The sequence below is a fragment of the Klebsiella sp. KE9456 genome, assembly GCF_043832615.1.
GTDB classification, from domain to species: Bacteria; Pseudomonadota; Gammaproteobacteria; order Enterobacterales; family Enterobacteriaceae; genus Klebsiella; species Klebsiella indica.
Genome location: NZ_JBDYQK010000007.1, coordinates 37599 through 61831, shown reverse-complemented (window position 1 = coordinate 61831; position 24233 = coordinate 37599). Strand labels below are relative to the sequence as shown.

Below are 24233 nucleotides of genomic sequence, written 5' to 3'. Positions count from 1 at the left end.
GACAAGTGTTTTATCGCTCAGAGCCTGACAGACCGGAAGGCATGTCACCCGGGGCGGGTGAGGCGATGAAACACCGAGAATGGTGGGCTGAGTAACGCCCGCGATAGTATTGAGCTCCTGCCGGTGTTAGCAATATGCCGGTAAATAACGGCAGTTTGCCCTGCAACCTTCTGTTAATGATGTCGGGTTGTTAGTCCGCGCGCGGGCCGGATTTTATCAGGTCCGCGCGATGGGGATGACGGGAGTGCAGGCCCGATAAGCCTGGCTATCGGGCAACCATACAGATGTTATGACGATTTCTGAAATTCGCTGACGGTTTCCCACGCGATCTGCTGCAATGCTTTTGCGGTGGCTGGGGTCATATCCGTGTCTACAGGTAGCGCCCCGCCCACTGGCGACTGGTTATACAGCGTGGCAAAGAACACACAGGCGGCTAAATAGGTTCCTGCGAGGGATGGGTGGACGCCGTCCTGATAATAGAGATTAATTTCCGGGTGGGTTTTACGCGCCTTTTCGAAAGCCAGGCCGACCGGGGCGACATAGCCGCCTGTTTTCTGCGCAATGGAAATATAAGACTCAGCAAGTTTCTGTATATCCTCTGGTTTATCGCGCTTTGCCCAGGTCATAAAGTACACGACTTTTGAACCCGCCTGATGCGCCATATCCGCCATTTTTGTTGCGGATTCAATGAAGTTCTGCCGGGTACTCTCTTTCTTCGAAATTGTCTCCGTGGAGTTGCCTTGTAAGATAACAACGTCCCATTTTTGCAACGTATTTTGATAGGCGAGATTATTAATTTGCCAGCCTAAATGACCGCTTGAGATAGTGATCCCTCGATATTTATACCCTTTCGCGTGGTTCGGCAGTAAGGAGCGCGTGAGATCCCGTAAGCGGGTATTAATATTGTTGTTATAGAAGGTAAAGGAGTTGCCATACAGCGCGACAATTTTATTATCCCCCTCTATTTTTGCATAGGGTGAGGGCGCTAATAGCGCATCAGCATGCACACATAAACTGCTGAACAAAAAAGTCGAGGCCAGGGATAACTGCATTATTCTTTTCATCATTCACCTGTCAGAAGTCATAGCGGAGTCCAACGATGATCGCGTCATCATTGACTTTTTGGTTTTTATTGGCAAAAGCTTTATCGTAAGTAAATGATAACCAGGTGTTACTGGCTAACGTGATTTGAGTTTCGACACGCCAGTCTTCTTTTTCATAGACGGACTTATCTTCCTCATCCAGGAAACTGTAACCGGTAAGGAATTTAAATTTACCGTATTTCCAGGACAGCAGTGTATCCATACCTTTAAAGTCATTGTCGCTTTTGTTATCGCGCGCAATGGAGGTGCGTAATGCGGTGACGGCGGCTTCAATGTTCTTATAACTGAGCTGTAAACCCGCCATGATCTGGTCGTTTTGCTTCCGACCATCGGTGGTTTTTACGCCATCCTGGCGTTTATAGCGGCTGACGGCAATTGCCGGTGTGAGTCTGAAATCACCCAGTCTGAGCATTTTCCTGTAGCTGGCCATCGCGCCATAATCCAGCGCATCATTATCACGGCCATTACCTGCGACCCACGCCAGTTGTATCTCATTGCCTGCAAATTTAGCGTTCCATTGTACGGTGCCGTCCTGGCGGTTGTACTGGTAAGAGTTATCGAAGGTGGTGATACCGTAACTGTAAATATTCGGCGTAAAGTTTTTATACTTATCCGTCATTTTCATGACCTGATACAACGGGTTTTTGGTCCTGCCGACAATCAGTTCGCCCCAGGTTTTATTGGACAAACCAATATAGGAGTAGCGCGCTTTTAAATCGCTATCCCCGGTATTGCTGTCGTTTTTTTCGGTTCGCACCTGCCATTCCAGACGGCCCACGATCTTTGTCTCGGGGATAAAATCCAAATCCCGGGTGAGGTAAATCCCCAGACGGCCACCCAGATTCGTTCGTGTTTCGCTTCCGGCATAAGAGTTTTCTCCGCTGGCAATTTTACCTTCCACACGGCCATAAATATCCAGCGTATTTCCATCTTTATTATAGATACTCATCGCATATGCCGAGGTTGTCATCCCCGTCAGTAAAATGAGTGAAATCATTTTTATTTTCATAGCTTCCCCAGAAAGCAATAGTTAGCTTATTTGTCTGTTCGAGTGAGTGGTTTATCACAGAGAGAATTGTTCTGGATAAAAGGATGGTCATGATATGGGAATTATTTTTTCTCATTACAAAATGTGACTTTTCGCGCATAATGATGCCCTGTTTTATCTGCTGTTAAATTTAACGATGATTATTCGCGAAAAGCTAAGGCAAAACAAAATATGCTCTGTACTGACAAAGTCACTCATTGTGATAGCTATCTCATTTTTGTGTTTTCCAGGTGTTAAAAAGGGAAAATAAAATTCTCATGACGTATTTTATGAATGGGAATTTTATTTTCCCCTGTTAATCGGTTGGCCGATCCCGCAAGATTCATTCACGACCTTTTATATTAATATGCTTTATATTGCCGGAGAGTCGCAGTATGTACGGTAAGCAAACAACAGTATTTGATTCTGACCTCTATTCATCGCTCTTTACCGAGAGCCGGATGCGGGAAATCTGGTCTGACGACAATCTGCTTCGCTGCTGGTTGACGTTTGAAGCAACGGTAGCGCGCGTGCAGAGCGAACTGGGCATTATTCCTGAACAGGCGGCGATTGAAATCGAACAGGCATGTCAGAATATTGAGATAAACTGGCCTGCCTTAGCTCAGGGAACGCAAACGGTGGGCATGGCGATTAAACCCTTGATCGACCAGATTTCGGCTGCTGGCTCTCCGCTGGTTAGCCGTTATCTCCACTGGGGATGTACCACCCAGGATCTGCTGGACTCCGGCGTGGCGATGCGATTACAGCAGACGCTGCAACGGGTATATCAGCAACTGATTGAGGCAGGGGAAGAGATGAAGGGCATGGCCTTAAAGCATGCCCGCACCGTTATGGTTGCGCGCACCAATTCGGTTGATGCCTCCGCCACGACCTGGGGGCTGCATGTCTCCGGCTATCTGGCGGAGGTGAATCGGCATCTGAACCGGCTGCAACAGCTCTATCCCCGGGCGATTACGGGTCTGTTTGGCGGCGCGGTGGGGAACCTTGCCTCCGTCGGTTCTCAGGGAATGGCGACGCGTGAGCGGTTGATGCGGGCGCTGGGGCTAAACGTTCCCTGTGGTATAAACAATGCCAGCCAGGATGCCATTGTTGAAGTGGTTCAATGCTTTGCGCTGATTCACGGTACGCTCTGCCGCCTGGCGAATGACGTGGAAACCCTGGGACGCACCCCCATCGCGGAAGTGCTTGAAGGCGAGGGCGGCGGGGGCTCCAGCACCATGCCGCACAAGGCTAATCCGCGCGCCAGCAATATGATTCAGACGCTGGCGAGGATGGGCTGGATGTACGCCTCCGGCGCACCTGCGATGCTGGATCAGCAGGATGTGCGCGCGGCGTCGATGAGAGTATTGAACTGGACGATTCTCCCCGAGGCGTCGAACGCCTTATCGGTCAGCCTTAGCCGGGCCAAAAACCTGCTTTCCCACCTTATTGTGAATGAAGACCGAATGCGCGCTAATTTTGACTGCTCGAAATCTTTCATTATGTCGGAATCGATTACGATGAGTCTGGCGAACAAAATAGGGCGAGAACCCGCTTATAATTTAGTTAAAGCGCTGCTCAGTCAGGAGAATGGTGAGCAAAGTCTTATCGACATTGTCCACGCCAGCCCGGAAATTCGGGCGTCGTTATCCGCAGAAGAAATTGCCGATGCCTGCGAGCCGTTGTCTTATATTGGTTGCAACGATGCGCTGATAGCTGAGACCCTCGCGCGGTTTGATGAAATGAAAGTCATCAATATTGCGTAGCGCTTTATGTCGGGAGCGTCCCTCCCGACTTTGCTGGTCAGGTAGTATGTGAAGAAGCGGAAAATGTCTCAAAGAAGAGAAACAACGCTTCCAGTTGGGCAAAGTTGCCTTCATTGTCACTCTTCTCATAAGCCAGATGCAGAATCAGTTCGATAAAAAAGAAACCGAGAATTCGGCTTTGAAAAATGGACTCCACGTCGCTTGGCAGGACAAACTGAAGATCGCAGAATTTACCGTAAGGATTGGCATCAGAGTTGGTGATCAGCACGACGGTCGCATTTTTCTTTCTGAACCATTTCGCGATATTGAGCGCGACCCGGTTAAAGCGATAGTAGGAGAAGACGATCAGAACATCATCTGGTTCAATGTTTATCAGGCTCTTGGGCAGCTCGCTGATGTCGGTGGAGAGGAGCGTGATGTTGCTGCGAAAGTACTTTAACAACGTACAAAAATGCAGCGCCATCGCATGGGAGGAGGAAGGGCCAACCACATAAATAGGGCGCTGGCTGTTGAGTACCAGTTCGATGAATTTATTCAGACTATCAATGCTGATGGTCTGTTTAAAACCATTAAATAGTGAAGTGACTTTATCATTGAAGGTATCAACAATCTGTTCTGTTTTGGGGGCTTTTTTAGGTCGCTGGCGACTATTTTTCTCAAAAGGCGCGGCGATTTTGTTTTTTGACAGCGTGGTATCCAGCGCTCTTCTGAAAGCCGCATAGCCGGTAAAGCCGATTTTATTCAAAAAGCGTCCGATGGTTGCTTTGCTCACTGCGGCATTCTGGGAAAGATCGACAATCCCATGATAAGGTAATTCGCTGAAGTGTTTATTAATATAGTCATTAAGCCGACATTCAGACTCGGTCAGGTCACCAATATTTTGGGTGAGTGAATTATACTCATCCAGACTTAATGTGTTTTTCCTGTACATATGCAGTCCCGGTGACATTTTATATTGAGAGTGTTATATGAAAAGATGCCTCTGTCGTCAATCATTCCGTGGCGGGTAATTTAGCAAAATGGCTTATTTTCTGATAGCGCGCATATCATGTTGATAAGATGCGATCTCACTCACAAAAAATTATGGGAAAAGACCTTTCCCCTATTTTATAACCCTGTGGTTTATTACGATAAAGTCGATAGCACAATTATTTAATTACCGTATGTTTACGCTTTTTCATGGCAATATGGATGGCAGTATTTACCTGTTGGTGAAAACGCTGCTTGCATAAGGCTGATATCTCTGATTTGTAGGGTATAGGGATTGTTGTTATGACTGCATTTATTATAGCAATAGTGATAACAGTGATTGCCGCATGGTTAATTGTAAAAAATTACCAGCCGCAAACTGTGTTATTATTCGCGGGACTGGCATTATTAACAGTTACCGCGCTGTTTTACCCAGAAAACAGTATTCTGTATGGTAAGGTAAAATCGACCGGGTCAATCTGGCTGGATATTTTCAGTTTTGCAAAAGCGTCGTTGACCACGCAAATCGCGGGTATCGGCTTAATTATTATGGCGGCGGGAGGATTCGCCAGTTATATGGATCACATCAAAGCCTCGAATGCGATGGTGAATATGTGTATTCGTCCCTTGCAGGTCATTAAAGCGCCTTATCTTATTCTGGCGCTGGGCTACATTTGCGCGCAGCTTCTGCATGTGGCGATCTCCAGCGCTGCCGGGCTGGCGATGTTATTACTGGTGACGTTCTTTCCCGTTCTGGTGCGACTGGGCGTCAGTAAAGCGTCCGCTGCCGCGATGATCGGCCTGTGCGCGTTTATGGATCTTGGCCCGGCGGTTGGAACGGCGAATCTTGCGGCCAAACATGCCGGAATGGAAAGCGCGATTTACTTTGCGCACTATCAGATGCCGGTGGCGGTTGTGGTGATGTTGGCCGTCTCGGTGGTGATTTTCTTTTCCGCCAAATATTTCGATAAAAAGGATGGGTTTGTTCCGGGAACGGAAGAAGTCGCCGAAACGGAAGAGGAAGAACGTAAGGTCCCGGCCATTTATGCGCTGCTGCCTGTATTGCCCGTCGTTCTGGTACTGGTTTTCAGTCCGCTGGTGATCGCATCTATCAAAATTGACGTTGTGACGGCGATGATCCTCGGGGCGGTGATCGCTTTTTTCTTCGAACTGTTCACCACGCGTGATTTCCGTGCCTGTTGCAAAGGGTTGCAGGTATTTTTCAAAGGTATGGGAAGCATGTTTACCAGTATCGTTTCTTTACTGGTCTGCGCGGATATCTATGCCCAGGGGCTACAGAAGATCGGCGCGGTGGACTATCTCCTTCAGTCCGTGCAAAGCGCCGGTCTGGGCTTTACCAGTATGACGCTGGTGATGACGGCGCTGGTGGGCGTTACTGCGGTATTAACCGGTTCTGGCGTAGCGGCATTTTTCTCCTTTTCCGGGCTGGCGCCCTCTATCGCGGCGAAGTTTGGTGAAAGCGCGGTCAATATGATTCTGCCTATGCAGCTGATGGCGGGAATGGGGCGCGCTATTTCTCCGGTTGCCGGCATCATTATCGCCGTCAGTAAAGCGGGAGAATGCTCACCGTTTATGATTGTCAGAAGAACGCTGCCCCCGGCGCTGGCGGGGATTGCCGCGATGTTGATTGCCAACTATGTGCTGATTTAACGCTTTTCTTATTACCGGATTTAACTCATGGACAGCTACGTGACACACGATGTTTTATACGTCCCGTTTACGGGGAAACTGTTACTGGAATCGCCGTTATTGAATAAGGGGAGCAGTTTTACTCAGCAAGAGCGGAATGATTTTAATCTTAATGGATTGCTGCCCTGCGTTATCGAAAATATTGATGAACAAGCGGAACGCGCTTACCAACAATATCTGGAGGCGGAGTCTGATAACGCGCGGCATATTTATTTGCGTAATATCCAGGATACGAATGAGACGCTATTTTATTACCTGCTGAAAAAACACCTCCCGGAAATGCTGCCGATTGTTTATACCCCGACTGTTGGCGCGGCCTGTGAAAAGTTTTCCGGGATTTACCGCCGCGCCAGAGGGGTCTTTATTTCGTGGCCCGATCGCGAACGTATTGACGATATTCTGCATGATATCCCGAGACACGATATCAAAGTGATTGTGGTGACGGACGGGGAACGCATTCTGGGACTGGGCGATCAGGGCGTCGGGGGAATGGGGATACCGATTGGTAAACTGTCGCTGTATACCGTTTGCGGCGGGGTAAATCCGGCGCATACGTTGCCCGTTATGCTGGATGTCGGGACAAACAATCCGCGGTTATTAGACGATCCCCGCTATATGGGCTGGCGGCATCCGCGCATCACCGGTGAAGACTACTTTGCGTTTATCGGTATGTTCATCGCTGCGGTGAAACGTCGCTGGCCGGATGTATTGCTGCAATTTGAGGACTTTGCCCGGCATACTGCGGTTCCTTTGCTGCATCGTTATCGTGATGAGCTGTGCTGTTTTAATGATGATATTCAGGGAACGGCGTCGGTCGCGCTGGCGACAATTTTAGCGGCCTGCCGCGCCAGCCAGCGTGATTTTAATCAGCAGACGATGGTCATCGTTGGCGCAGGGGCGGCGGGTTGCGGCATTGCCCGCCATATCATCGCCTGCCGGGTGGCCGAAGGTATGGACGCCGCAGAGGCCAGCAAAACGATTTTCATGGTGGATCGCGACGGCCTGGTGATGACCACCGCCTCGTCGCTGGCTGATTTTCAGGTTCCGCTGGCGCAGCCTCCTGAAATGCTATCTGGATGGGCATACGCTGGCGCGACGCCATCCTTGCTGGAGGTCATTCATAACGCGAAACCTGGCGTGATGTTGGGCGTTTCAGGGCAGGCGGGGCTGTTCACTGAAGAGGTGGTGCGTACGATGTATCGCCACTGCGAGCGCCCGATTATTATGCCGTTGTCTAACCCGACCTCCAGAATGGAGGCCCGGCCGCAGGACCTTATCCGCTGGACTGATGGACAGGCGATTATCGCAACGGGAAGCCCTTGTGAGCCGGTAGATTTTGCCGGACGTACGATACCGGTATCGCAGTGTAATAACGTGTATATCTTTCCTGCCATTGGTCTTGGCGCAATTGCCAGCGGCGCCAGGAGGATCACGGAAACGATGCTGATGGCGGCGAGCCGCGCGCTTGCCGACGCCTCGCCTTTGGTGCGCCATCATGGCGGAGGACTGCTGCCGGAAATCAACATGATATGCGATGTAACCCGCCGTATTGCCTTTGCGGTGGGGAAGGCGGCGCAGCTGTCCGGCGTAGCGGATGCGCTGGATGATGCTGTGCTAACACAGCGCATTACGGCGCATTTTTGGCTACCGCACTATCGCCCTTATAAACGCCGTGCTATCTAAATAACTGTAAGCATTCCATTAGGATGCACCAGTAGATACCTTCCCTTTCCATCAGGTAGCTTGATCTGCTTGTCGGAAGGCCTGGCATTTTTTACAGCAATATCCGTTAAGCGCATAGCAAGCCTCCTGAGTGAATGTTGGTAAAAACCCCATCGAACTGAGATGACCAACTTTTTTACCAACAAATAGGGGGCGCTGCCAGTCGATTTTAACGGACAGTAGTAGACAACTAAAAGTGTATAACTTATTGACTTTATAAAGAAAAACGGACGCCGAAGGGCGTCCGTTTCTGAATAAGTGGTGCCCGGACTCGGAATCGAACCAAGGACACGGGGATTTTCAATCCCTGAGTCAAAGTTAATAGTTTGTAAACAGGCGTATTTGCATACTGTAAAGAGTGTGCAAAATGAAAATACTTCCCGTTATCTCTCCCAAAGGTGGAGAAGGCAAATCCACGTTTGCTGCTTACCTTGCCGGTTTTCTTGCCGATGCCGGCCTGAACACCCTTCTTGTGGATGCAGACTATTCCCAGCCCACAGCCAGCAGTATCTTCGCGCTGGAGCATGAATCCCCTTGCGGCCTCTATGAACTGCTGATGCAGATGGTCAGTGACCATACGCAATGCATTTCGCAGACCGCTATAAAAAATCTCGATGTCATCTACTCTAACGACCCGGACGAACTGTTGCCGACCGCGATGCTCCACGCTGCAGACGGCCGTCTGCGCCTGCGTAACATACTTCAGCATCCTTTCTTTAACCGTTATGACGTCATTATTGTGGATTCGAAAGGCGCAACAGGCGTCATGACCGAGCTTTCCCTCCTTTCCTCTACCGGTAATGTGATGGGCGTTGTTAAACCCATCCTTCCGGATGTCCGTGAATTTATCCGCGGCTCCCTTCATATGCTTACCCGCCTGAAAACCTATGAAAATTACGGTATCCGCCTTCCTGATATTTCCATTCTCGTCAACTGTATCGATAACACTCTGCTTGACCGTGAAGCAATGGACGGTCTTGCCGCCATCATTAACGAAAAACATTACGACGCCTCTGCGCTGGGCAACCGTGACGTTTATCGTTTACTCGATACCCGTATCGAGGCGCTGGATATTTTCAAACTGGGGCACGTCAAGCAGCAGCCCGTGCATCGTCTGGAATACAAAACACGCCGCAAAGGTCCGGCCGCAGCCGTCACCATGCACGACCTCGCGTCTGAACTGTTCCCCGAGTGGCAGAGCCATTTCAGTGACGTTCTGACCCGGGAGGTGCGTCATGTCTGAGATGATGATGCCCTGCTCTTATGAGGCTGAGCAGGCCGTACTGGGCGGACTGATGCTTGATAACGACCGGTGGGATGAGGTGATACTGCAAATCTCCCCGGAAGATTTGTTTTCCCGGCCGCACCGTATGGTCTTTCGCGTGATGGCCGAGCTGGCCGGAGAAGGGCTACCGCTCGATCTCATCACTATTACGGAACGGCTGGAGAACAGAGGCGACCTTGAACAGTGTGGCGGCTTTGCTTATCTGGCTGAAATGAGTAAAAACACGCCGTCTGCAGCCAATATCCTGGCTTACGCCGGGGTGGTGGCGGAGAAAAGCCGCCTGCGGCAGCTGATGACTGTGGGTAACAGTCTTCTTTCCGATGTGCAGGCCCCGAAAGCCAGCTCGGCGGGCATTCTTGAGTCGGCCGAAGGTAAGTTGTTTAACATTGCCGAACAGGGAGCCATGCAGCTCAACAGTGAGACCGGCGTTAACGAGGCGCTGGATAAACTGCTGACGCAGCTGGAAAGCATGTCCGCCAGTGACGGCCTCACCGGGACACCGACAGGGTTCAGTGAACTGGACGCCATGACCTGTGGTCTCCAGCCCGGCGATCTGGCCCTGCTGGCCGCCCGTCCTTCCATGGGGAAAACGTCGCTGGCCATGGCCGCCTGCACAGCGGCCGTGGGCGCAAAACCTGACGATCACGTCTTTGTGTTCAGTCTTGAAATGTCCTCAGAGCAGCTGATGATGCGCCTGCTGGCGATGGAAGGCCGGGTGGAACTGTCCCGGCTTCGCAGCGGCAACATGGATGATGAAGACTGGGCTCGCGTGTCCGAGGCAACCGGTCGCATTATTGAGTGGAAAAACCGTCTGATCATTGATGATACCAGTTACCAGACCCCGGCCACACTGCGCGCCCGCGCCCGACGCTATGTCCGCAAATACGGCAGACCCTCTCTCATCATGCTGGACTATCTGCAGCTTGTCCGCTCCCCCGAGCAGGAAAACCGCACGCAGGAAATAGCGGAAATTTCCCGCTCGCTTAAGGCGCTCGGTAAAGAGCTGGGCTGTCCGGTACTGGCGCTTTCCCAGCTCAACCGCCTGGTGGAGCAGCGGGCCGATAAACGCCCCAATAATGGTGACCTGCGTGACTCCGGTGCGCTGGAGCAGGATGCGGACCTCATCATGTTTATTTACCGGGATGAGGTTTATAACCCCGGCACCCCTGATGCCGGGGTGGCTGAGATCATTGTCGGCAAGCAGCGGCAGGGGCCAACCGGCACGGTAAAAGTCAAATTTGACGGGCGTTACACCCTCTTTTCGGAGTTTCAGGAAGGCAGCTATGACTTCGGTTACCGCAGCGGGAGGAAACAGGCATGAGCCGTAAAAGTTCTAATGTGGGGGCTGCCATGCTGCAGCCCGGACGCCAGTCGCAGGCGGCCGGCAATATCAGCGTCATGCCGGCGGCTGAAATGCCCATGGTCCTGACGCTCGACCAGTTAAGCCCGAATCCTGATAATCCGCGAACATCACGCAATCCGCGTTATGACGATATCAAGGCTTCCATCCGTTCGCGCGGGCTGGACACCGTGCCCAAAGTCACCCGTGACCCGGATGGTGAGCCCGATATGTACATCTTCAGCGACGGGGGTAATACACGTTATCAGATCCTGTCAGAACTGTGGCAGGAAACCGGAGAAGACCGGTTTTTCCGCGTCCATGTGTTGTTCAAGCCGTGGCCGGGACGGCTGCAGTGTGTTATTGGCCATCTGGCAGAGAATGAAGTGCGCGGGGAGCTGAGTTTTATTGAAAAAGCGCAGGGGATCCACAAAGCCCGCTCTATATATGAAGAGCAGATGGGAAAGACGGTTTCGTTGCGTCAGTTGTCAGAGCTACTGACCCATGAAGGTTTGCCAGTCCATTACTCAACAGTCAGCCGTATGGAAGATGCACTGAAATATCTTTATCCGTGGATCCCAGACCTGCTTGAGTCCGGGCTTGGCAGGCCACAAATAACGTCACTGCTGGCGCTCCGGCATGATGCGGAACGCGTGTGGGATGAGTTTTGCCTAATTTCAGATGTCAGCGAAAAATCCTTCAGCGACGTTTTTGGCCAGTGTTGTGGCCGTTTCAACTCCCCGGAACTGTGGTCTCTGGAGATGTTTCGCGATGAATTTATTGGTGATTTACTGCAGGCGTTACCCCATCCGGAACTGGACTATGACCGCTGGATGATGGAACTCGATCCTAAAGAACGCAACCGCAGACATCACTTTGGCGAGCCGGAGACGGTTGCCTTTCCCGCCGCAAACAAGCCTGTTAATGCTGATCACGCCCTGCATACCACAGGCTCAGATGAGAGTGAAGGCGTCCCGCTACCTGTCTCCAGTTCACGTCCTGAGGTCTCAGGAGGGGCTGTAACGCCCGTTCCGGGTAATGCGTCTTCTCCTTCTGAAACACCGATTAATGAGCCCCCCCGGCATGAGGTTCAGCCAGATATGTACGGTGCCGCGCCGGTTATTTCAGGTGAGAGCGGGGATGTTAGCGGGCTGGTTACCCTCTCCGATGGGTACGGAGAAGAGAATGGTGGAGAAGAGGACAATGGGGAGGATGGCCTGCTTTCTCTTTTAACACCAGAACCTGAAGTTGTCCTGCAGGATGACGCGCCGGTGACTAATGACAGCATCTGGCATGTGCCGGCCCATCAGGACGATATCGAACACCTGCAGAATACCGCTTTTCGTCTGGCATGGGAGCTGGGTGAGGTCCTTGGCTGCGAAGATGAAATTCTTCCGCAACGCGACAACGACATGTCTGCCGGTTACGGGGCGGCAGGTGAGGTGTGTTCTGAAGCCGCCGCATTTCTGCTGGGCCTGACCGGCGAAGCGCCTGCGCTGAATCCTGCGGCAGGAGTGTGTGGTCTGCCGGAGCTTTTCACCGGCGGCCCGGGAGAGGGGGAAGCACCTGCACTGACAGATGAAGATGCTCTGAAACTGCTGCGCCTGATGCGCGTTATGCGCCGTCTTCGGGAGCTGCAACGCGGTCTGACGTACGGGGAGGATAACAGTTATGAATAACTCACAGCGACAGTTGCGGCTACTGAATCTTGTCAGGAAACTGCTGAAGCTGGGCCGCAGCAACAGTAATGCCCATGAGGCAGGACTGGCCCTGCAGCGTGCCCAGAAGCTGATGGCCAGATACGGTATCAGCGAGCTTGACGCCGGCCTTACATCCGTGCGCGAAGCGTCTTCCCGCACGGCCCCTTCGGATGCTGAAAAAGTTCCGGAATGGATGGTGACCCTTGTCCGGGGCGTCTGTCATGCCTTTGGCTGCCGCGCTTATTACTCATGGCGTCAGACCTCTGCCGGGTATCGCCGTTCGGTAACCTTTTACGGATTCAGTGAAAAACCTGAAATAGCAGCCTATGCCTTTGATGTGCTGACGCGCCAGCTGAAAGATGCCACAAATTCTTATCTCAAAACCCAGAGTAAGCGGCTGAAACTGGCCACACGCCGGGCGAGAGCGGAGCAGTTCCGTGACGGCTGGGTATGTGGGGTGCGTGAGGTGATATCGGCAACGGACCTCAGCAGCGAGGAGCAGCAGGTGATGAGCCACTGGCTGGAAAGCCGCAGTATGAAAACAGTAACAACCCGTGAACTGAAAGCCTGCCGCGGGGCGGATACAGCACGTTATCAGGGGTATGAAGCCGGACAAAATGCCCGTCTTCATCAGGGTGTCAGCGGCCGGGGTCCGGCAGCCATTGGTTACCGTCAGGATTAAGGGGGAATGATGAACAGTTTATCTCAGGCTGCAAACGGATTATTGATGCAGCTGGTTATGGATCTCAGAAGTGGCTATCTCCGCCGCTGCGAATCGCTGGGACTGAACCGCGAGGAAATGCAGATGCTGCAGGGGCTCTCGCTCGAAGAGCTTCACTACCTTTCCGGCAGCGAAGTGTCGATCATCAGTGTGGGCATCAATCACGGCAATCTGGTGCGCATGCTGCAGCAGGCCCGGACGGAACAGAAACGACTCCAGCGTATCGATCGGGCGCTGGCGCTGGGCGGCTCCATTGAACTGATGGCCAATTACTTCGGGCTCTCCAGTACGGACGTGGCGGCCCGCCGTCGTATTGCCGGTATCGATGTCCGGCCGGGGCGCGGTAACGCACTGGGTGATGAGGAAAACGCCGCCCTGTGGCGACAGTGGCAAAAGTCCGGGGTTGAAGATGCGGAAAGTGCTGACGGGCTGGACGTGATGATGCTGGCTGCAGAACAGATGAACGTCTCGCTGACGTCGGTCTGGCATGCGGTCCGTGGCTGGCACAAGACCCGGCAGCCTTCTCCGGCCCGAACGCCGGTAAGGAAGACGGCATGAAATACAGAATGGTTGCGCCGGGCCTGCGGGCTCCCCATGGTACGCCGCCGCAATGCTGTCAAAAGGCGTTACGTCAGGTTCGCCGTTTCCGGCAGGGGGCGCGTAATTACACCCGGCTCGATGAGAAAGGCTGCGGTTATTACAAAATCGACCTCGGCCCGTTCTGGCGTCTGCTGAGTCGCAACGAAGGCCGGACATGGCTTCTTCTCAGCCACGAACGCTATAACAGCGCCATACGGAAATAGCAACATGACAGCCTGTTTACCCTGCACCCGTACGCGGGTGCAGTACTAAGCATACTGACAGTTCAGAACGGCCGTGATGGCGGCCGAAAAGGAAAAATAATGAGTCTGCCTGCAGAAAGCCTGATTGCTTATACGCTGGATAAAATGAATGCCCGCCTTGCAGCCAGTCCCCGGCGGGATGATGGCAGGATACGTAACGGCCTGCTGTTTACCGGAAATGTGCATGATTCCATTCCCCGCCGGCTGTTGCTCGACACGCGGTTGTCACCACTGGACAAGATGGGCTGGATGATGATCCGGCTGTATGCACAAAATAATGAGGGGGCGGTTTTCCCCAGCTATGACGAACTGCAGCTGCAGCTTGCCTCACCCGGAAAGGGGAAAGCCTCAAGGGAAACGGTAAGCCGCGTCCTGCTTATGCTGCGAATAACCGGCTGGCTCAGCCTCTGTAAACGCGTGCGGGATGATAAAGGGCGGGTGCGGGGGAATATCTATGCTCAGCACGATGAGCCCCTGACGTTCAGCGATGCGGAAATGCTCGACCCCCGCTTCCTTGATACGGTGGCGGATGCCTGCCTGAGTAAAAACCGGACTATCAGCCAGACCGCCCGCGAAGTGCTCGACGATATAAAAAACGACCCCACCATGCGCCATTATCGCAGCCATCTTGCGCTGATCGAATCGCGTCTGGACCGCCCACAGACGCCCAGCCAGATGGCGAAACATCATCACCGAATACCCTGTCCCGCACCGGGTTCGGAAACCGAACTCAGTCATAAACGGCCAGGAATCGCCGCTAAAAAACAGGGTTCGGATACCGAACTCAGTCCAGAAAGGCATAAAAACTCACTGAGTTCGGAATCCGTACTGCCAGTAAAAACAGGCAGTTATGGCCGGGTTCGGAAACCGAACCATTACGTACGTAGTATCACACACAGTGTGAATAAAAATACGTACGTACCGGGTAAACCTGTGCTTCCCGACAGTCTGCATGAACTTGTTCCGGCAGAAGATATTGCCATGCTGACCGCACAGCTGCAGGCGTTGCCTGAGGAGCAGGCACAACTTGTGCTGCTCAGCCTGCGAAAGGTGATGGCACGCCAGCAGCTCAGCAACCCGGTTGGCTGGTTGCTGGCCGTGATGAAGAAGGCGCGTGAGGGCAGGTTATACGCGCCCCGTCAGGGGGACGATATATCTGACAGTGTCGGGCAAAAAACAGTTCAGCGCCCCGAACAGCAACAATGGAAACCCGAACCACGCGCCTCTGCCCGCCCGGTATCGGAGGAAAATATCAGGGATCTGGTGAAGAAAATTCGGGAAAAAATCATAAATTCATGAGATTGCAGATTTTTACAGGCAGCGGAGCATGAAGTCTTGCACTTTTGCCAGCAAAAATTCTGGCTAAAAAGTGAGCGCTGTTGCCAGTGGCAACACTGACTAAAAAGTAAGCGCTGTTGCCAGTGGCAACACTGGTTGAAAGCCAGGCAATACTTCTTCGCCATAAAAGAGATGAAGGTTCTGCAAATTTGTAACGGTGACGATCTGGTTTTAAGTTGTTCATATACCCCTCTCGCCCGGACTATCTCAAGCGTGTCAAAACTCATTACCCACTAAAGAGAGGCGTTAGACATGTCTGATGGTAAAACAAAGGGCGGAACAACCGCTTCACGAGCGGGGGCCCTACAGTCCTCTGTTAATATCCTGCTCCATACACATTATGCAATCCGGCTTTGGGAGGGCAGGAAACGTGATGCTCCGGACGAGACAGGGGTGAAAAAAAAGAGGCCTGAAATAATCAGCATGCCGCAAGCCATTGCGCGAGCTGGTAATGCTTCCCGAGACTCAGCGGCAGATAATCCCTATGCCGATATGGCTCTGGTACGGCTCGAAGAAGCCCTGCAACGAGCAACACTTAAAATTAATGAAAACGTCAGTTCACTGGATGCCATATTGTCAGCCGTACCCAAAGGGGTAACGCTCTCGGAAGTTGAATCAGCCGATCCGTTAAATGTCAGCGTTTTCAGCCGTTCACCGTTAGGATACCGGTGCGTATGGCTTCTGGTTGGATATGATCAGTTAGCAATGAAAGCTTTCCAGGCTTTTCATTACGGACTGATTTCGCGTTCGCAACGTGACACTATCCTGGACAATGGTGGCCATGCTGTTCGTCAGGTCTATGGCGTGATTCAGCCTTACCGAACACTTGCAGTGACTCGCCGTGATATTGCAGAAAAAACCACGCAAGGGATTGTTGCCATTGAGCGAAATGGCGAACCTGATCCGGATGTGTTAAGCGGTAAAAAACGTTCTTCGTTCTCACCTCCGCTTAAAAAGAACATAGCAGAGGAGGAATAATATGATTCGCCCTGTGTTCCTCCTCACCTCCTTCTTTTTACTGAGCGGATGCGCAACAACGGACTGGGCTGCGATTAATAAACAGGTCAGTGACACAGCCGCAAACCTGACAAAAACGTTGGGCGGCAACAGCAGCGGAGAAAGTGGCGGGATGCCGCTGATGAGTCCGGCGGGGCAACAGGCCATGCAGTCCGTCGATAAAACGTTCTCTGTGCCGGTCGATGTGGATACCGCGGCGGCCCGCCTGAAGCGCCATTACAAATTTATCTCCACGCAGGAGCTTGAGGCACTGCGGCAGGCCGCAAATGACGGGGACTGGAAAGCGGCGGCTGAAGATGATGCGCATCCCGTCTGGGACGCCATGCCGGGCAGCTACTACAAAATGGGCTCCGACTGGAACGAACGTGATCACATGGATATCGAAATCGAGAAAAACGGGTCCGGCAGCAGGCTCTATGTTGTCTATCGCTCATCATCAGCACAGCGTCTGGCCGGGTCCGGCGTCACGAAGCTGATGAATGATGTCCGCGCTGTTGCGGCGGGTGAAAAACGCTGATGCGGGAGGCAACACATGCAACTCTTTCTGTGTGAAAAACCCTCCCAGGCAAAGGATATTGCCCGCGTACTGGGTATCAGCAAGCGTGAGCAGGGATTTATCAGCGGCGGTAACATCGTTGTGACCTGGGCGGTCGGCCATTTACTCGAAACTGCCAGCCCTGAAGCCTATGGCGAGCAGTATGGCAGGCCATGGCGTGCCGATGTTCTGCCTGTGCTGCCTGAGGCCTGGAAAATGGTCGTCAAAGATCAGACAAAATCGCAGTTCACCGTTATCAGTAAGCTGCTCAAAAAGGCGTCTGAGGTGGTCATCGCCACCGATGCCGACCGCGAGGGAGAAGTTATCGCGCGTGAGCTGCTGGAATATTGCCACTACAGTGGCGTGGTGCGCCGGCTCTGGTTATCAGCCCTGGATGAGGCCAGTGTGAAGGAAGCACTGGGCAGTATTCTTCCGGGGGAAAAAACAGCCCTGCTGTATGATGCCGGCAAAGGCCGGAGCCAAGCTGACTGGCTCATCGGTATGAACCTGACCCGGCTTTATACCCTCAAAGCCCGTGACTCAGGGGTGTCAGAAGTGCTGTCCGTCGGGCGGGTACAGACGCCGACGCTTGCCATGGTAGTTAACCGGGATAATGAAATCACGTCCTTCGTGCCAAAGTCCTGGTGGCAGGTACATGCGCTTATTGAAAAAGAGGGCGTCCGGTTCCGGGCTGGCTGGGTGCCTGTTGAGCAGTACTGTGACGAGGAAAAGCGTTGCATCAATCCTCAGGCAGCCCGGGCGGTAGGACAGCTTTGTCAGCAGCAGGGCAGGGCTACGGTACTGGAGGTGACACAGAAGCGGGAGAAAACGGCGGCACCCCTCTGTTTTGACCTGGGCACCCTTCAGCAGGTCTGTTCCCGAAAATTCGGCATGGGCGCAAATGATGTGCTCGCTATTGCTCAGTCACTTTACGAAACCCATAAAGCGACCACCTACCCCCGGACAGACTGCGGTTTCCTTCCAACTTCGATGCAGCAGGAAATACCCGACGTTCTGGCGGCAGTGGCAAAATCCGATCCCGCTGTGGCCCCGGTACTGAATCAGCTGGACAGGCAGTTTGTCTCGCGTGTCTGGAATGACAAGAATATCACCGCGCACCATGCCATCATTCCCACCCGACAGGCATTTGATTTGTCGCGCCTCAGCGCCGATGAGCTGAAGGTCTACCATCTGATTCGCCAGCATTATTTCGCCCAGTTCCTTCCGCTGCAGGAATCTGACGTGACGGAGGCGTCTTTTAATATCGGTGGCCAGCTGTTCCGTACACGCGGGAAAGTCGGTGTGGTGACGGGCTGGAAGTCATTGTTCCAGGCTGAAAAAGATGACGATGAAGAGGACGTCGACGGTGACAGTATGGCGCTGCCGGCGCTGGCAAAAGGGGATATTTGCGTTGTCACCGGTTCTGAGGTTAAGGATATGAAAACCAGTCCGCCTAAACCGTTCACGGAGGGGACGTTGATTGCTGCCATGAAGAACGCGGCCAGTTTCGTCAGTGACCCGAAGCTGAAGAAAGTGCTGCGTGATAACGCCGGTCTGGGCACAGAGGCGACGCGTGCGGCAGTACTCGAAACCCTCTTCAAGCGACACTATCTGGAGAAAAAAGGGAAGCACATCCACTCAACGCAGATGGCACGAGAGCTGATTGCGTCCCTGCCGGAAACGCTGACGAGTCCGGGCATGACGGCATTATGGGAGCAGGCACTGGATGATATTTCGCAGGGGAAAATGTCGCTTGCAGTCTTTATGCAAAAGCAGCTGCAGTGGACCCGTCACCTTGTCGAAAAAGGCCGCCAGGACAGTGTGAAAATCACCGCTCCCGTCACGCCTCCCTGCCCGTTATGTAAAGGCCCCACACGTAAACGTAAAGGTAAAAATGGTGATTTCTGGGGGTGCATACGCTATCCGGACTGTGAGGGAATTATCAGTACAGGTAAGAAGAAAGCAGCGAAGCGTAAAAAAACATCGGTTAAGGCTAAAACAGAATAATCCGCGCAGTATTTAACTATTTCACTGTACAACCCCGGGGCGGGTTCTGCTATTGTTGCCAGGCTTTGATGCATAGGTGCCCCGCTGGCCACGGTGCTGTAAGGTAAACTTTAACGGGATTTACCCGCAGCAGGCCTGGCAGGAAGTTATTGCACACTAACTGACCTGTAAGACGCATGCACTCCGTGAAAACCGCGTCGGGATTATTCCCCGGAGACAGATGAGACGACCGCAGGTTAAGGCACTGACCCCAGGGCACCGGAAACGGTGCCCTTTTATTTTTACGGATCACGTTTTCCATTTTGACCGTTGACATTCCGGGAGGACGGTTTAATTATAAAAGTGCTAAACCGTCGTTCATACGACCACCAATGATTCAGTAGCCTGTGAGAATCGCCTTCGGGTGGCTACAGCGAAAGCTCCTGTAACCTGAAAGGGAGCAAACTTTGGTACATCTGCGCACCTTTGAAAGCAGATATCGCCTGTACAAGCGCATTACGACGCGGCGATGAAGGTTCCTTCAACATACCAGACTCTCAGGATTCAACCGATCCTGACCCCCGACGGGAAATCACTCCCGTCAGGGCAGATGGTTTCTCCGTCGTACCTATTTTTACCTCCATGGAGAAAACATCATGTCTGCAAACAACACTTCTGCATCTGCAAAATCTGAGTACTTCAACCTGACTATCAAAGGCATCGGGTATCTCAGCAACATTCGGCAGGTTAACCATCAGAATGGCTCGTTCCTCAGCTGCGTAATTAATGCACTGAGTGGTCCGACTGATAATCCGGCCTACGTCCGTTTTGACATTTCTGTCGCAGGTAAAGAGGCAACCAGCCTTATCGCCCGCTGCCAGAAAGCCGTCGATGAAGACAAGAAAGTCCTGTTGGGCTTTAACCTAAGTAACCCGTCCACGGACATATTTACGCTGAACAAGGGTGACCATGCCGGCGAACAGCGCGTCAGTCTGAAAGCCCGCCTGATAAAGGTGGACTGGATCAAAATAGGCCAGGAAATGGTTTACAAGACTGAAAAATCTGACTCCGTGCCGCCGCAGAATGGCTCTGCCGCACAACAAAACTACGCAGAAAACTCATTCTGATGCGCACCTGACACACTCCGTTCGCGGGGTGTTTCTTTATTCCTTACAGGAGAAATGATTATGTCCTCACGCGGCGTTAACAAGGTTATTCTTGTCGGAAACCTCGGCCAGGATCCTGAAGTTCGTTATATTCCTAACGGCAGCGCAGTTGCCACCCTTTCGCTGGCCACGTCTGAGAGCTGGCGCGATAAGCAGTCCGGTGAACAGAAAGAAGTGACCGAATGGCATCGGGTGGTTATTTTCGGCAAGCTGGCAGAAATTGCGGGTGAATATCTGCGTAAAGGCTCCCAGGTTTACATCGAGGGCCAGCTGCGCACACGCAAATGGACCGATCAGGCCGGCCAGGATAAATACACCACAGAGGTGGTGGTCAATATTGGTGGCACCATGCAGATGCTTGGCGGTCGGCAGTCCGGCAGCGGTCAGAATACGTCTCCCCGGAATGACTGGGGCCAGCCTCAGCAACCTTCCGGACCGACTCACAGTGGCCAGCCTTCCGGCAGCAGTGCCGGTGCGCCACCGATGGACTTCGATGACGATATACCGTTCATTGGATTCGGGTATGGAGTACCAAAATCGGCAATCCATGCACTCTGAACAGCCTTTATGGCAGTTGCTCTGAACTTACACATAATCCGGTCAGCATTTAAGGATAACTGACATGCCTGTTATACTGAGGATCAACGGTTTCCGGTTCTTTTTTTATTCTAATGAAGGTAACCCGCTCGAACCTGCACACATTCACGTAATGAAAGCAGGTAGTGAAGCCAAATTCTGGTTAACGCCATCAGTGGCACTGTCCAGTAACGATGGGTTTAATTCACGGGTATTAAAAGAACTGACGGGGATCGTTGAAGATAACCAAGCATTGTTTCTGGAGGCCTGGAATGACTATTTCAGCTAAACGGGTCAGCTTCGATGAGGCCACGATGTGGGTTGAACTCAACGACGCCCGTACCATCGGTGTGCCGCTGGCATGGTTTCCACGCCTGTTGCATGCTTCAACTGAACAGCTTAACAGCTATGAACTGAGTCCCCGTGGTATCCACTGGGACGCGCTGGACGAAGACATTTCTATTGCGGGTTTGCTTGAAGGCCGCGGCGATGTGACCCATCGTCCCCATAAAGTAGCCTGACAGCGCGCTATTAGTGAAAAACGCTGGCTTTTGCCGGCGTTTTTTTTCATCAACGGAAAATCAGTTGTTAATTGAGTGAAACCGGACCGATTCCGCACAGTGAGGGCTATTTTATCACTGTACAGGAAAATTCCGGATGAAACGTAACACCTCTCACAACATATTTTCACCAGGCAGGCTTGCCACTGTTCTTCCCCTGCTGCTCCTTGCGGGCTGTGTTTCCCAGCCGCAAAAGTTGCAGCAACGCGCGCCTGCCGACCCGACCCCCGGCACCACCGTCACCCGCAACGTTCAGCCGGTCTCTCCGGACGAGTATGCGCGGACGCCTGAAGTGGTGCGCTACGATCGTTATCTGCTGGTCAGTACCGATCCGCAGGCGGCCCAGCGTGACCCTCTCTCGCAGATTATTGATATTCGCATCCCGTCATCCCTGCATCCTACCGTGGCGGATGCGCTGCGTTACGCCCTGCGCCAGTCCGGTTATTCCCTGTGCGCGACCGGTTCCGCCAACGGCGTGCTTTACCGCCAGGCATTGCCGGCGGTTCAGTACCAGCTGGGCCCGATGCGCCTGCGTACTGCCCTGCAGGTCCTGGCCGGTCCGGCCTGGCAGCTTGAGGTGGATGATGTACAGCGTGTGGTCTGCCACAGCCTGCGCGACGGCTACCAGCTGCCGGTCTCCCAGCTTCCGCCGCCGGTCAGCACCTGGTCCACGCCTGCGCCGTCAGCCGTGTCACAACCGGCCATCAGCGCCCCTCAGTCCGTCCCCGTTAAATCTGTCAGCGGAGGGTTTCTGAGAAAATGAGCGAACAGCAACCATTACATACTGACCCCGCGCCGGCCCGTAAAAGATTCAGCTGGCGTCCCCGCCGCCGCCTCATCTGGGGCGCTGCCGGCGGTGTGGCGCTGGCCGGCATTCTGGCGCTGGGCTACACCGCCTTCAGTCTGGGCATATCGAACCTCGATGAGCGCCTTACACGCCTTGAATCTCAGGGCAGTACTGCGGCCACTGTTGAGACAGTCGCGGCCCTGCAGTCAGATGTGGCCACGCTCAGAGCCGGTCTGCAGGATAGCCGGAAAAAACTTGGTGAGATGCAGCAGGAGCTGAGCGCAGCAGCGAAAGAGGCCGGCAGCGACGAAGTGGTGCGTCAGTCATTGCGAACCCTTCAGGACGCCCAACAGGGGCTGGAAACCCGCCTGAGTGCGCTCACTGAGCAGCTGACAGCGCTGAAATCACAGCCGGCACCCGCACCCGCCGCACCTGTCGCCGCACCGGTCAAAAAAAACGCGCCTGCTGCAAAAAAGCCCCGTCCCGCTGACGCACGTCGTTCTGCTCCGTCCCTTCGCGTGGCCCGCACTGCGCCTTTTGTGCTGACGGGCGTGGAGAAGCGGGGGGCAGAGTCCTGGGCTGCCATCGCACCCCGGGGCTACAGCAGCCTGTCGCAGGTGGCCCTGGTCGGAGAGGGCGAAACCGTTGCTGGCTGGACGCTGGTCAGTGCCGGTTATGGTGAGGCGACGTTTCGGGTTAACGGCCGCCTGACCGTGCTCAGAGCAGAATAACGGAGCGAATGATGAAACTGAAACATACCTTTTTAGCCGCCATGCTGCTGAGTCCCCTGACCCTGGCCGCGACCACATCAGGACAGACGGATGTCAGCCGACAGGAATCAACACAACGGGCGGACTCCGCACAGCAAAACCTGCAGCAGCAGGCCGGACAGTGGGGACTCAGTACCGACGATTATCAGCGTTATCAGCAGCTGATGAAGGGACCCAGGGGTATCCAGTCGCCGGGTCTCGATCCGCTTTCCACCCTCGGTATCGAGGCGCAGACGCCAGCAGAGCGCCGTAAGTTTGCTGAAAAGTGGGTGAAGGAAGAGTTTGCCCGCACCCAGAAGGAGCTTGATTTCCAGCGTGAGGTGAACGCGGCCTGGCAGCGCCTGTATCCGGGCACACTGCCGGTCAATATGGGGAACGCCTCCGGCGTGGCGCACGACAGTGGTGGCCGGCTGGCGCTGTTCGTCAGGTCAAAAGACTGCGCAACCTGCGACGCGAAACTGTCTGCCGTGCTGGCTGACAACCGGCCGGTGGACATCTATCTGGTCGACAGCCAGGGCAGTGATGATGCGCTTCGCAGCTGGGCGCGGGACCACCACATCCCCGTGGAAAAGGTCCGCAAGCGCCAGATCACGCTTAACCACGACGGCGGACGGTGGATGCGCTTTGGTAACGGCCTGATGCCGGTTTTACTCCAGCAGGCGGGAGACGGTAAATGGGCAATCGCAGCATTCTGACCGGCGCGCTGGCGCTGGGCTTACTGATGGCGGCCGTCCCTGACGGTCATGCTGACCAGACGGTGCCGGAGGGTTACGTCCGCGTGGCCATGGCGCACGGCGTGCCCCCGGAAGCGCTTTACTCGGTCTCACTGAGCGAGTCTTCGCGCAAACTTCCCCGCGGCGTGCGTCCATGGCCCTGGACCATCAATGTGGCAGGCAAAGGGTATCGCTATGAGAAGCGTCTGCAGGCCTGGCAGGCGCTGCAGGTCTTTATGAAGCGTCACCCGCTTAAGCGCATCGATGTCGGTATTGCCCAGGTCAATCTGGGCTGGAACGGTCATCATTTTGCCTCGACGTGGGATGCCTTTGACCCTTACACCAACCTGAACGCCGCCGCCACCATTCTGCGTGAGTGCTGGGCGCGTAAGCCCGGCAGCTGGCTGGATGCGGCCGGCTGCTACCACCATCCCGCAGGTGGTCAGCCTGCTGCACGTTACCGCGCCATTGTGAGAGGGCATCTGGCAAAAATCAGCCCTGCCCCCCGCATTTCTGCGCCGGCAGCTGAAGCGCCCCGTTCGGTTGCTGCGCTCACCCCCGATCCAGGCTTCGTCTGGACTGAACCCGGGAGATAACCCTG

Annotated in this window: 25 protein-coding genes; 21 read left to right on the top strand and 4 right to left on the bottom strand. The window is 53.7% G+C overall.

Annotation, left to right across the window (positions count from 1 at the left end):
* Positions 1–287: 287 nt before the first annotated feature.
* Together ABK821_RS08835 and ABK821_RS08830 are read right to left on the bottom strand one after the other, a co-directional pair.
* Complete coding sequence (locus tag ABK821_RS08835; RefSeq protein WP_343177999.1) at positions 288–1064, bottom strand: DUF4886 domain-containing protein; 777 nt, start codon at positions 1062–1064, stop codon at positions 288–290.
* Between the two features lie 10 nt (positions 1065–1074).
* A complete protein-coding gene (locus ABK821_RS08830; protein ID WP_343178000.1) occupies positions 1075–2112 on the bottom strand; it encodes a porin in 1038 nt (345 codons plus the stop codon).
* Between the two features lie 413 nt (positions 2113–2525).
* On the opposite strand from ABK821_RS08830, the gene ABK821_RS08825 reads away from it, so the two are divergent.
* A complete protein-coding gene (locus tag ABK821_RS08825; protein ID WP_343178001.1) occupies positions 2526–3896 on the top strand; it encodes an adenylosuccinate lyase family protein in 1371 nt (456 codons plus the stop codon).
* Between the two features lie 37 nt (positions 3897–3933).
* Here the strand turns inward: ABK821_RS08825 and ABK821_RS08820 are convergent, their stop codons facing one another.
* On the bottom strand, positions 3934–4827 hold the full coding sequence (locus ABK821_RS08820) for a MurR/RpiR family transcriptional regulator (protein WP_142502674.1): 894 nt from the start codon (positions 4825–4827) through the stop codon (positions 3934–3936).
* Between the two features lie 341 nt (positions 4828–5168).
* On the opposite strand from ABK821_RS08820, the gene dcuC reads away from it, so the two are divergent.
* From dcuC to ABK821_RS08775, 9 genes are all read left to right on the top strand, one after another.
* Positions 5169–6536 (top strand): C4-dicarboxylate transporter DcuC, encoded by a 1368-nt coding sequence (dcuC, locus tag ABK821_RS08815; RefSeq protein ID WP_343178002.1) that lies wholly within the window; start codon positions 5169–5171, stop codon positions 6534–6536.
* 27 nt (positions 6537–6563) lie between these two features.
* Positions 6564–8258 carry an NAD-dependent malic enzyme gene (locus ABK821_RS08810; protein ID WP_343178003.1) on the top strand — a complete coding sequence of 565 codons (1695 nt, stop codon included), beginning with the start codon at positions 6564–6566 and terminating at the stop codon, positions 8256–8258.
* A 406-nt stretch (positions 8259–8664) separates the two neighbouring features.
* Positions 8665–9540 carry a ParA family protein gene (locus ABK821_RS08805; RefSeq protein WP_343178004.1) on the top strand — a complete coding sequence of 292 codons (876 nt, stop codon included), beginning with the start codon at positions 8665–8667 and terminating at the stop codon, positions 9538–9540.
* The gene (gene dnaB-PI, locus ABK821_RS08800; RefSeq protein ID WP_343178005.1) at positions 9533–10903 is read left to right on the top strand and encodes an SPI-7-type island replicative DNA helicase; all 1371 of its coding nucleotides are present in this window, start codon (positions 9533–9535) and stop codon (positions 10901–10903) included. Before ABK821_RS08805 ends, dnaB-PI begins: the two co-directional genes overlap by 8 nt.
* Positions 10900–12600 (top strand): ParB family protein, encoded by a 1701-nt coding sequence (locus ABK821_RS08795; protein ID WP_343178006.1) that lies wholly within the window; start codon positions 10900–10902, stop codon positions 12598–12600. The genes dnaB-PI and ABK821_RS08795 overlap by 4 nt, the downstream gene beginning before the upstream one ends.
* On the top strand, positions 12593–13303 hold the full coding sequence (locus ABK821_RS08790; protein WP_343178007.1) for a DUF2786 domain-containing protein: 711 nt from the start codon (positions 12593–12595) through the stop codon (positions 13301–13303). The genes ABK821_RS08795 and ABK821_RS08790 overlap by 8 nt, the downstream gene beginning before the upstream one ends.
* Positions 13304–13309: 6 nt before the next feature.
* Positions 13310–13900, top strand: a complete 591-nt coding sequence (locus tag ABK821_RS08785) for a DUF2857 domain-containing protein (protein WP_006777722.1) — start codon at positions 13310–13312, stop codon at positions 13898–13900.
* Complete coding sequence (locus ABK821_RS08780) at positions 13897–14145, top strand: hypothetical protein (RefSeq protein WP_004115572.1); 249 nt, start codon at positions 13897–13899, stop codon at positions 14143–14145. The genes ABK821_RS08785 and ABK821_RS08780 overlap by 4 nt, the downstream gene beginning before the upstream one ends.
* A 99-nt stretch (positions 14146–14244) precedes the next feature.
* A complete protein-coding gene (locus ABK821_RS08775) occupies positions 14245–15483 on the top strand; it encodes an STY4528 family pathogenicity island replication protein (RefSeq protein WP_343178015.1) in 1239 nt (412 codons plus the stop codon).
* On the opposite strand, the gene ABK821_RS08770 is transcribed toward ABK821_RS08775, so the two are convergent.
* Positions 15470–15706 (bottom strand): hypothetical protein, encoded by a 237-nt coding sequence (locus ABK821_RS08770; RefSeq protein ID WP_343178016.1) that lies wholly within the window; start codon positions 15704–15706, stop codon positions 15470–15472. The genes ABK821_RS08775 and ABK821_RS08770 overlap by 14 nt on opposite strands.
* Positions 15707–15774: 68 nt before the next feature.
* On the opposite strand from ABK821_RS08770, the gene ABK821_RS08765 reads away from it, so the two are divergent.
* From ABK821_RS08765 to ABK821_RS08715, 11 genes are all read left to right on the top strand, one after another.
* Positions 15775–16500 (top strand): PFL_4669 family integrating conjugative element protein, encoded by a 726-nt coding sequence (locus tag ABK821_RS08765; RefSeq protein ID WP_343178017.1) that lies wholly within the window; start codon positions 15775–15777, stop codon positions 16498–16500.
* A 1-nt stretch (position 16501) separates the two neighbouring features.
* The gene (locus ABK821_RS08760; RefSeq protein WP_343178019.1) at positions 16502–17056 is read left to right on the top strand and encodes a hypothetical protein; all 555 of its coding nucleotides are present in this window, start codon (positions 16502–16504) and stop codon (positions 17054–17056) included.
* Between the two features lie 15 nt (positions 17057–17071).
* Entirely contained in the window at positions 17072–19081 is a 2010-nt protein-coding gene (locus tag ABK821_RS08755) for a DNA topoisomerase III (protein WP_395033922.1), read from the top strand.
* A gap of 635 nt (positions 19082–19716) precedes the next feature.
* Positions 19717–20187, top strand: a complete 471-nt coding sequence (locus ABK821_RS08750) for an STY4534 family ICE replication protein (protein WP_006785950.1) — start codon at positions 19717–19719, stop codon at positions 20185–20187.
* 60 nt (positions 20188–20247) lie between these two features.
* Entirely contained in the window at positions 20248–20784 is a 537-nt protein-coding gene (locus tag ABK821_RS08745; RefSeq protein WP_343178021.1) for a single-stranded DNA-binding protein, read from the top strand.
* 64 nt (positions 20785–20848) lie between these two features.
* Positions 20849–21091, top strand: a complete 243-nt coding sequence (locus ABK821_RS08740; RefSeq protein WP_343178022.1) for a DUF4160 domain-containing protein — start codon at positions 20849–20851, stop codon at positions 21089–21091.
* A complete protein-coding gene (locus ABK821_RS08735; RefSeq protein ID WP_004115558.1) occupies positions 21075–21323 on the top strand; it encodes a DUF2442 domain-containing protein in 249 nt (82 codons plus the stop codon). Before ABK821_RS08740 ends, ABK821_RS08735 begins: the two co-directional genes overlap by 17 nt.
* Before the next feature lie 136 nt (positions 21324–21459).
* Positions 21460–22125: a PilL N-terminal domain-containing protein gene (locus ABK821_RS08730; protein ID WP_343178023.1), complete on the top strand. Its 666-nt coding sequence runs from the start codon at positions 21460–21462 to the stop codon at positions 22123–22125.
* Complete coding sequence (locus tag ABK821_RS08725) at positions 22122–22880, top strand: hypothetical protein (RefSeq protein ID WP_343178024.1); 759 nt, start codon at positions 22122–22124, stop codon at positions 22878–22880. The genes ABK821_RS08730 and ABK821_RS08725 overlap by 4 nt, the downstream gene beginning before the upstream one ends.
* 11 nt (positions 22881–22891) lie before the next feature.
* Positions 22892–23614: a TIGR03759 family integrating conjugative element protein gene (locus ABK821_RS08720; RefSeq protein WP_343178025.1), complete on the top strand. Its 723-nt coding sequence runs from the start codon at positions 22892–22894 to the stop codon at positions 23612–23614.
* Positions 23593–24228, top strand: a complete 636-nt coding sequence (locus tag ABK821_RS08715; RefSeq protein ID WP_343178026.1) for a lytic transglycosylase domain-containing protein — start codon at positions 23593–23595, stop codon at positions 24226–24228. Before ABK821_RS08720 ends, ABK821_RS08715 begins: the two co-directional genes overlap by 22 nt.
* The last annotated feature ends 5 nt before the right edge of the window (positions 24229–24233 follow it).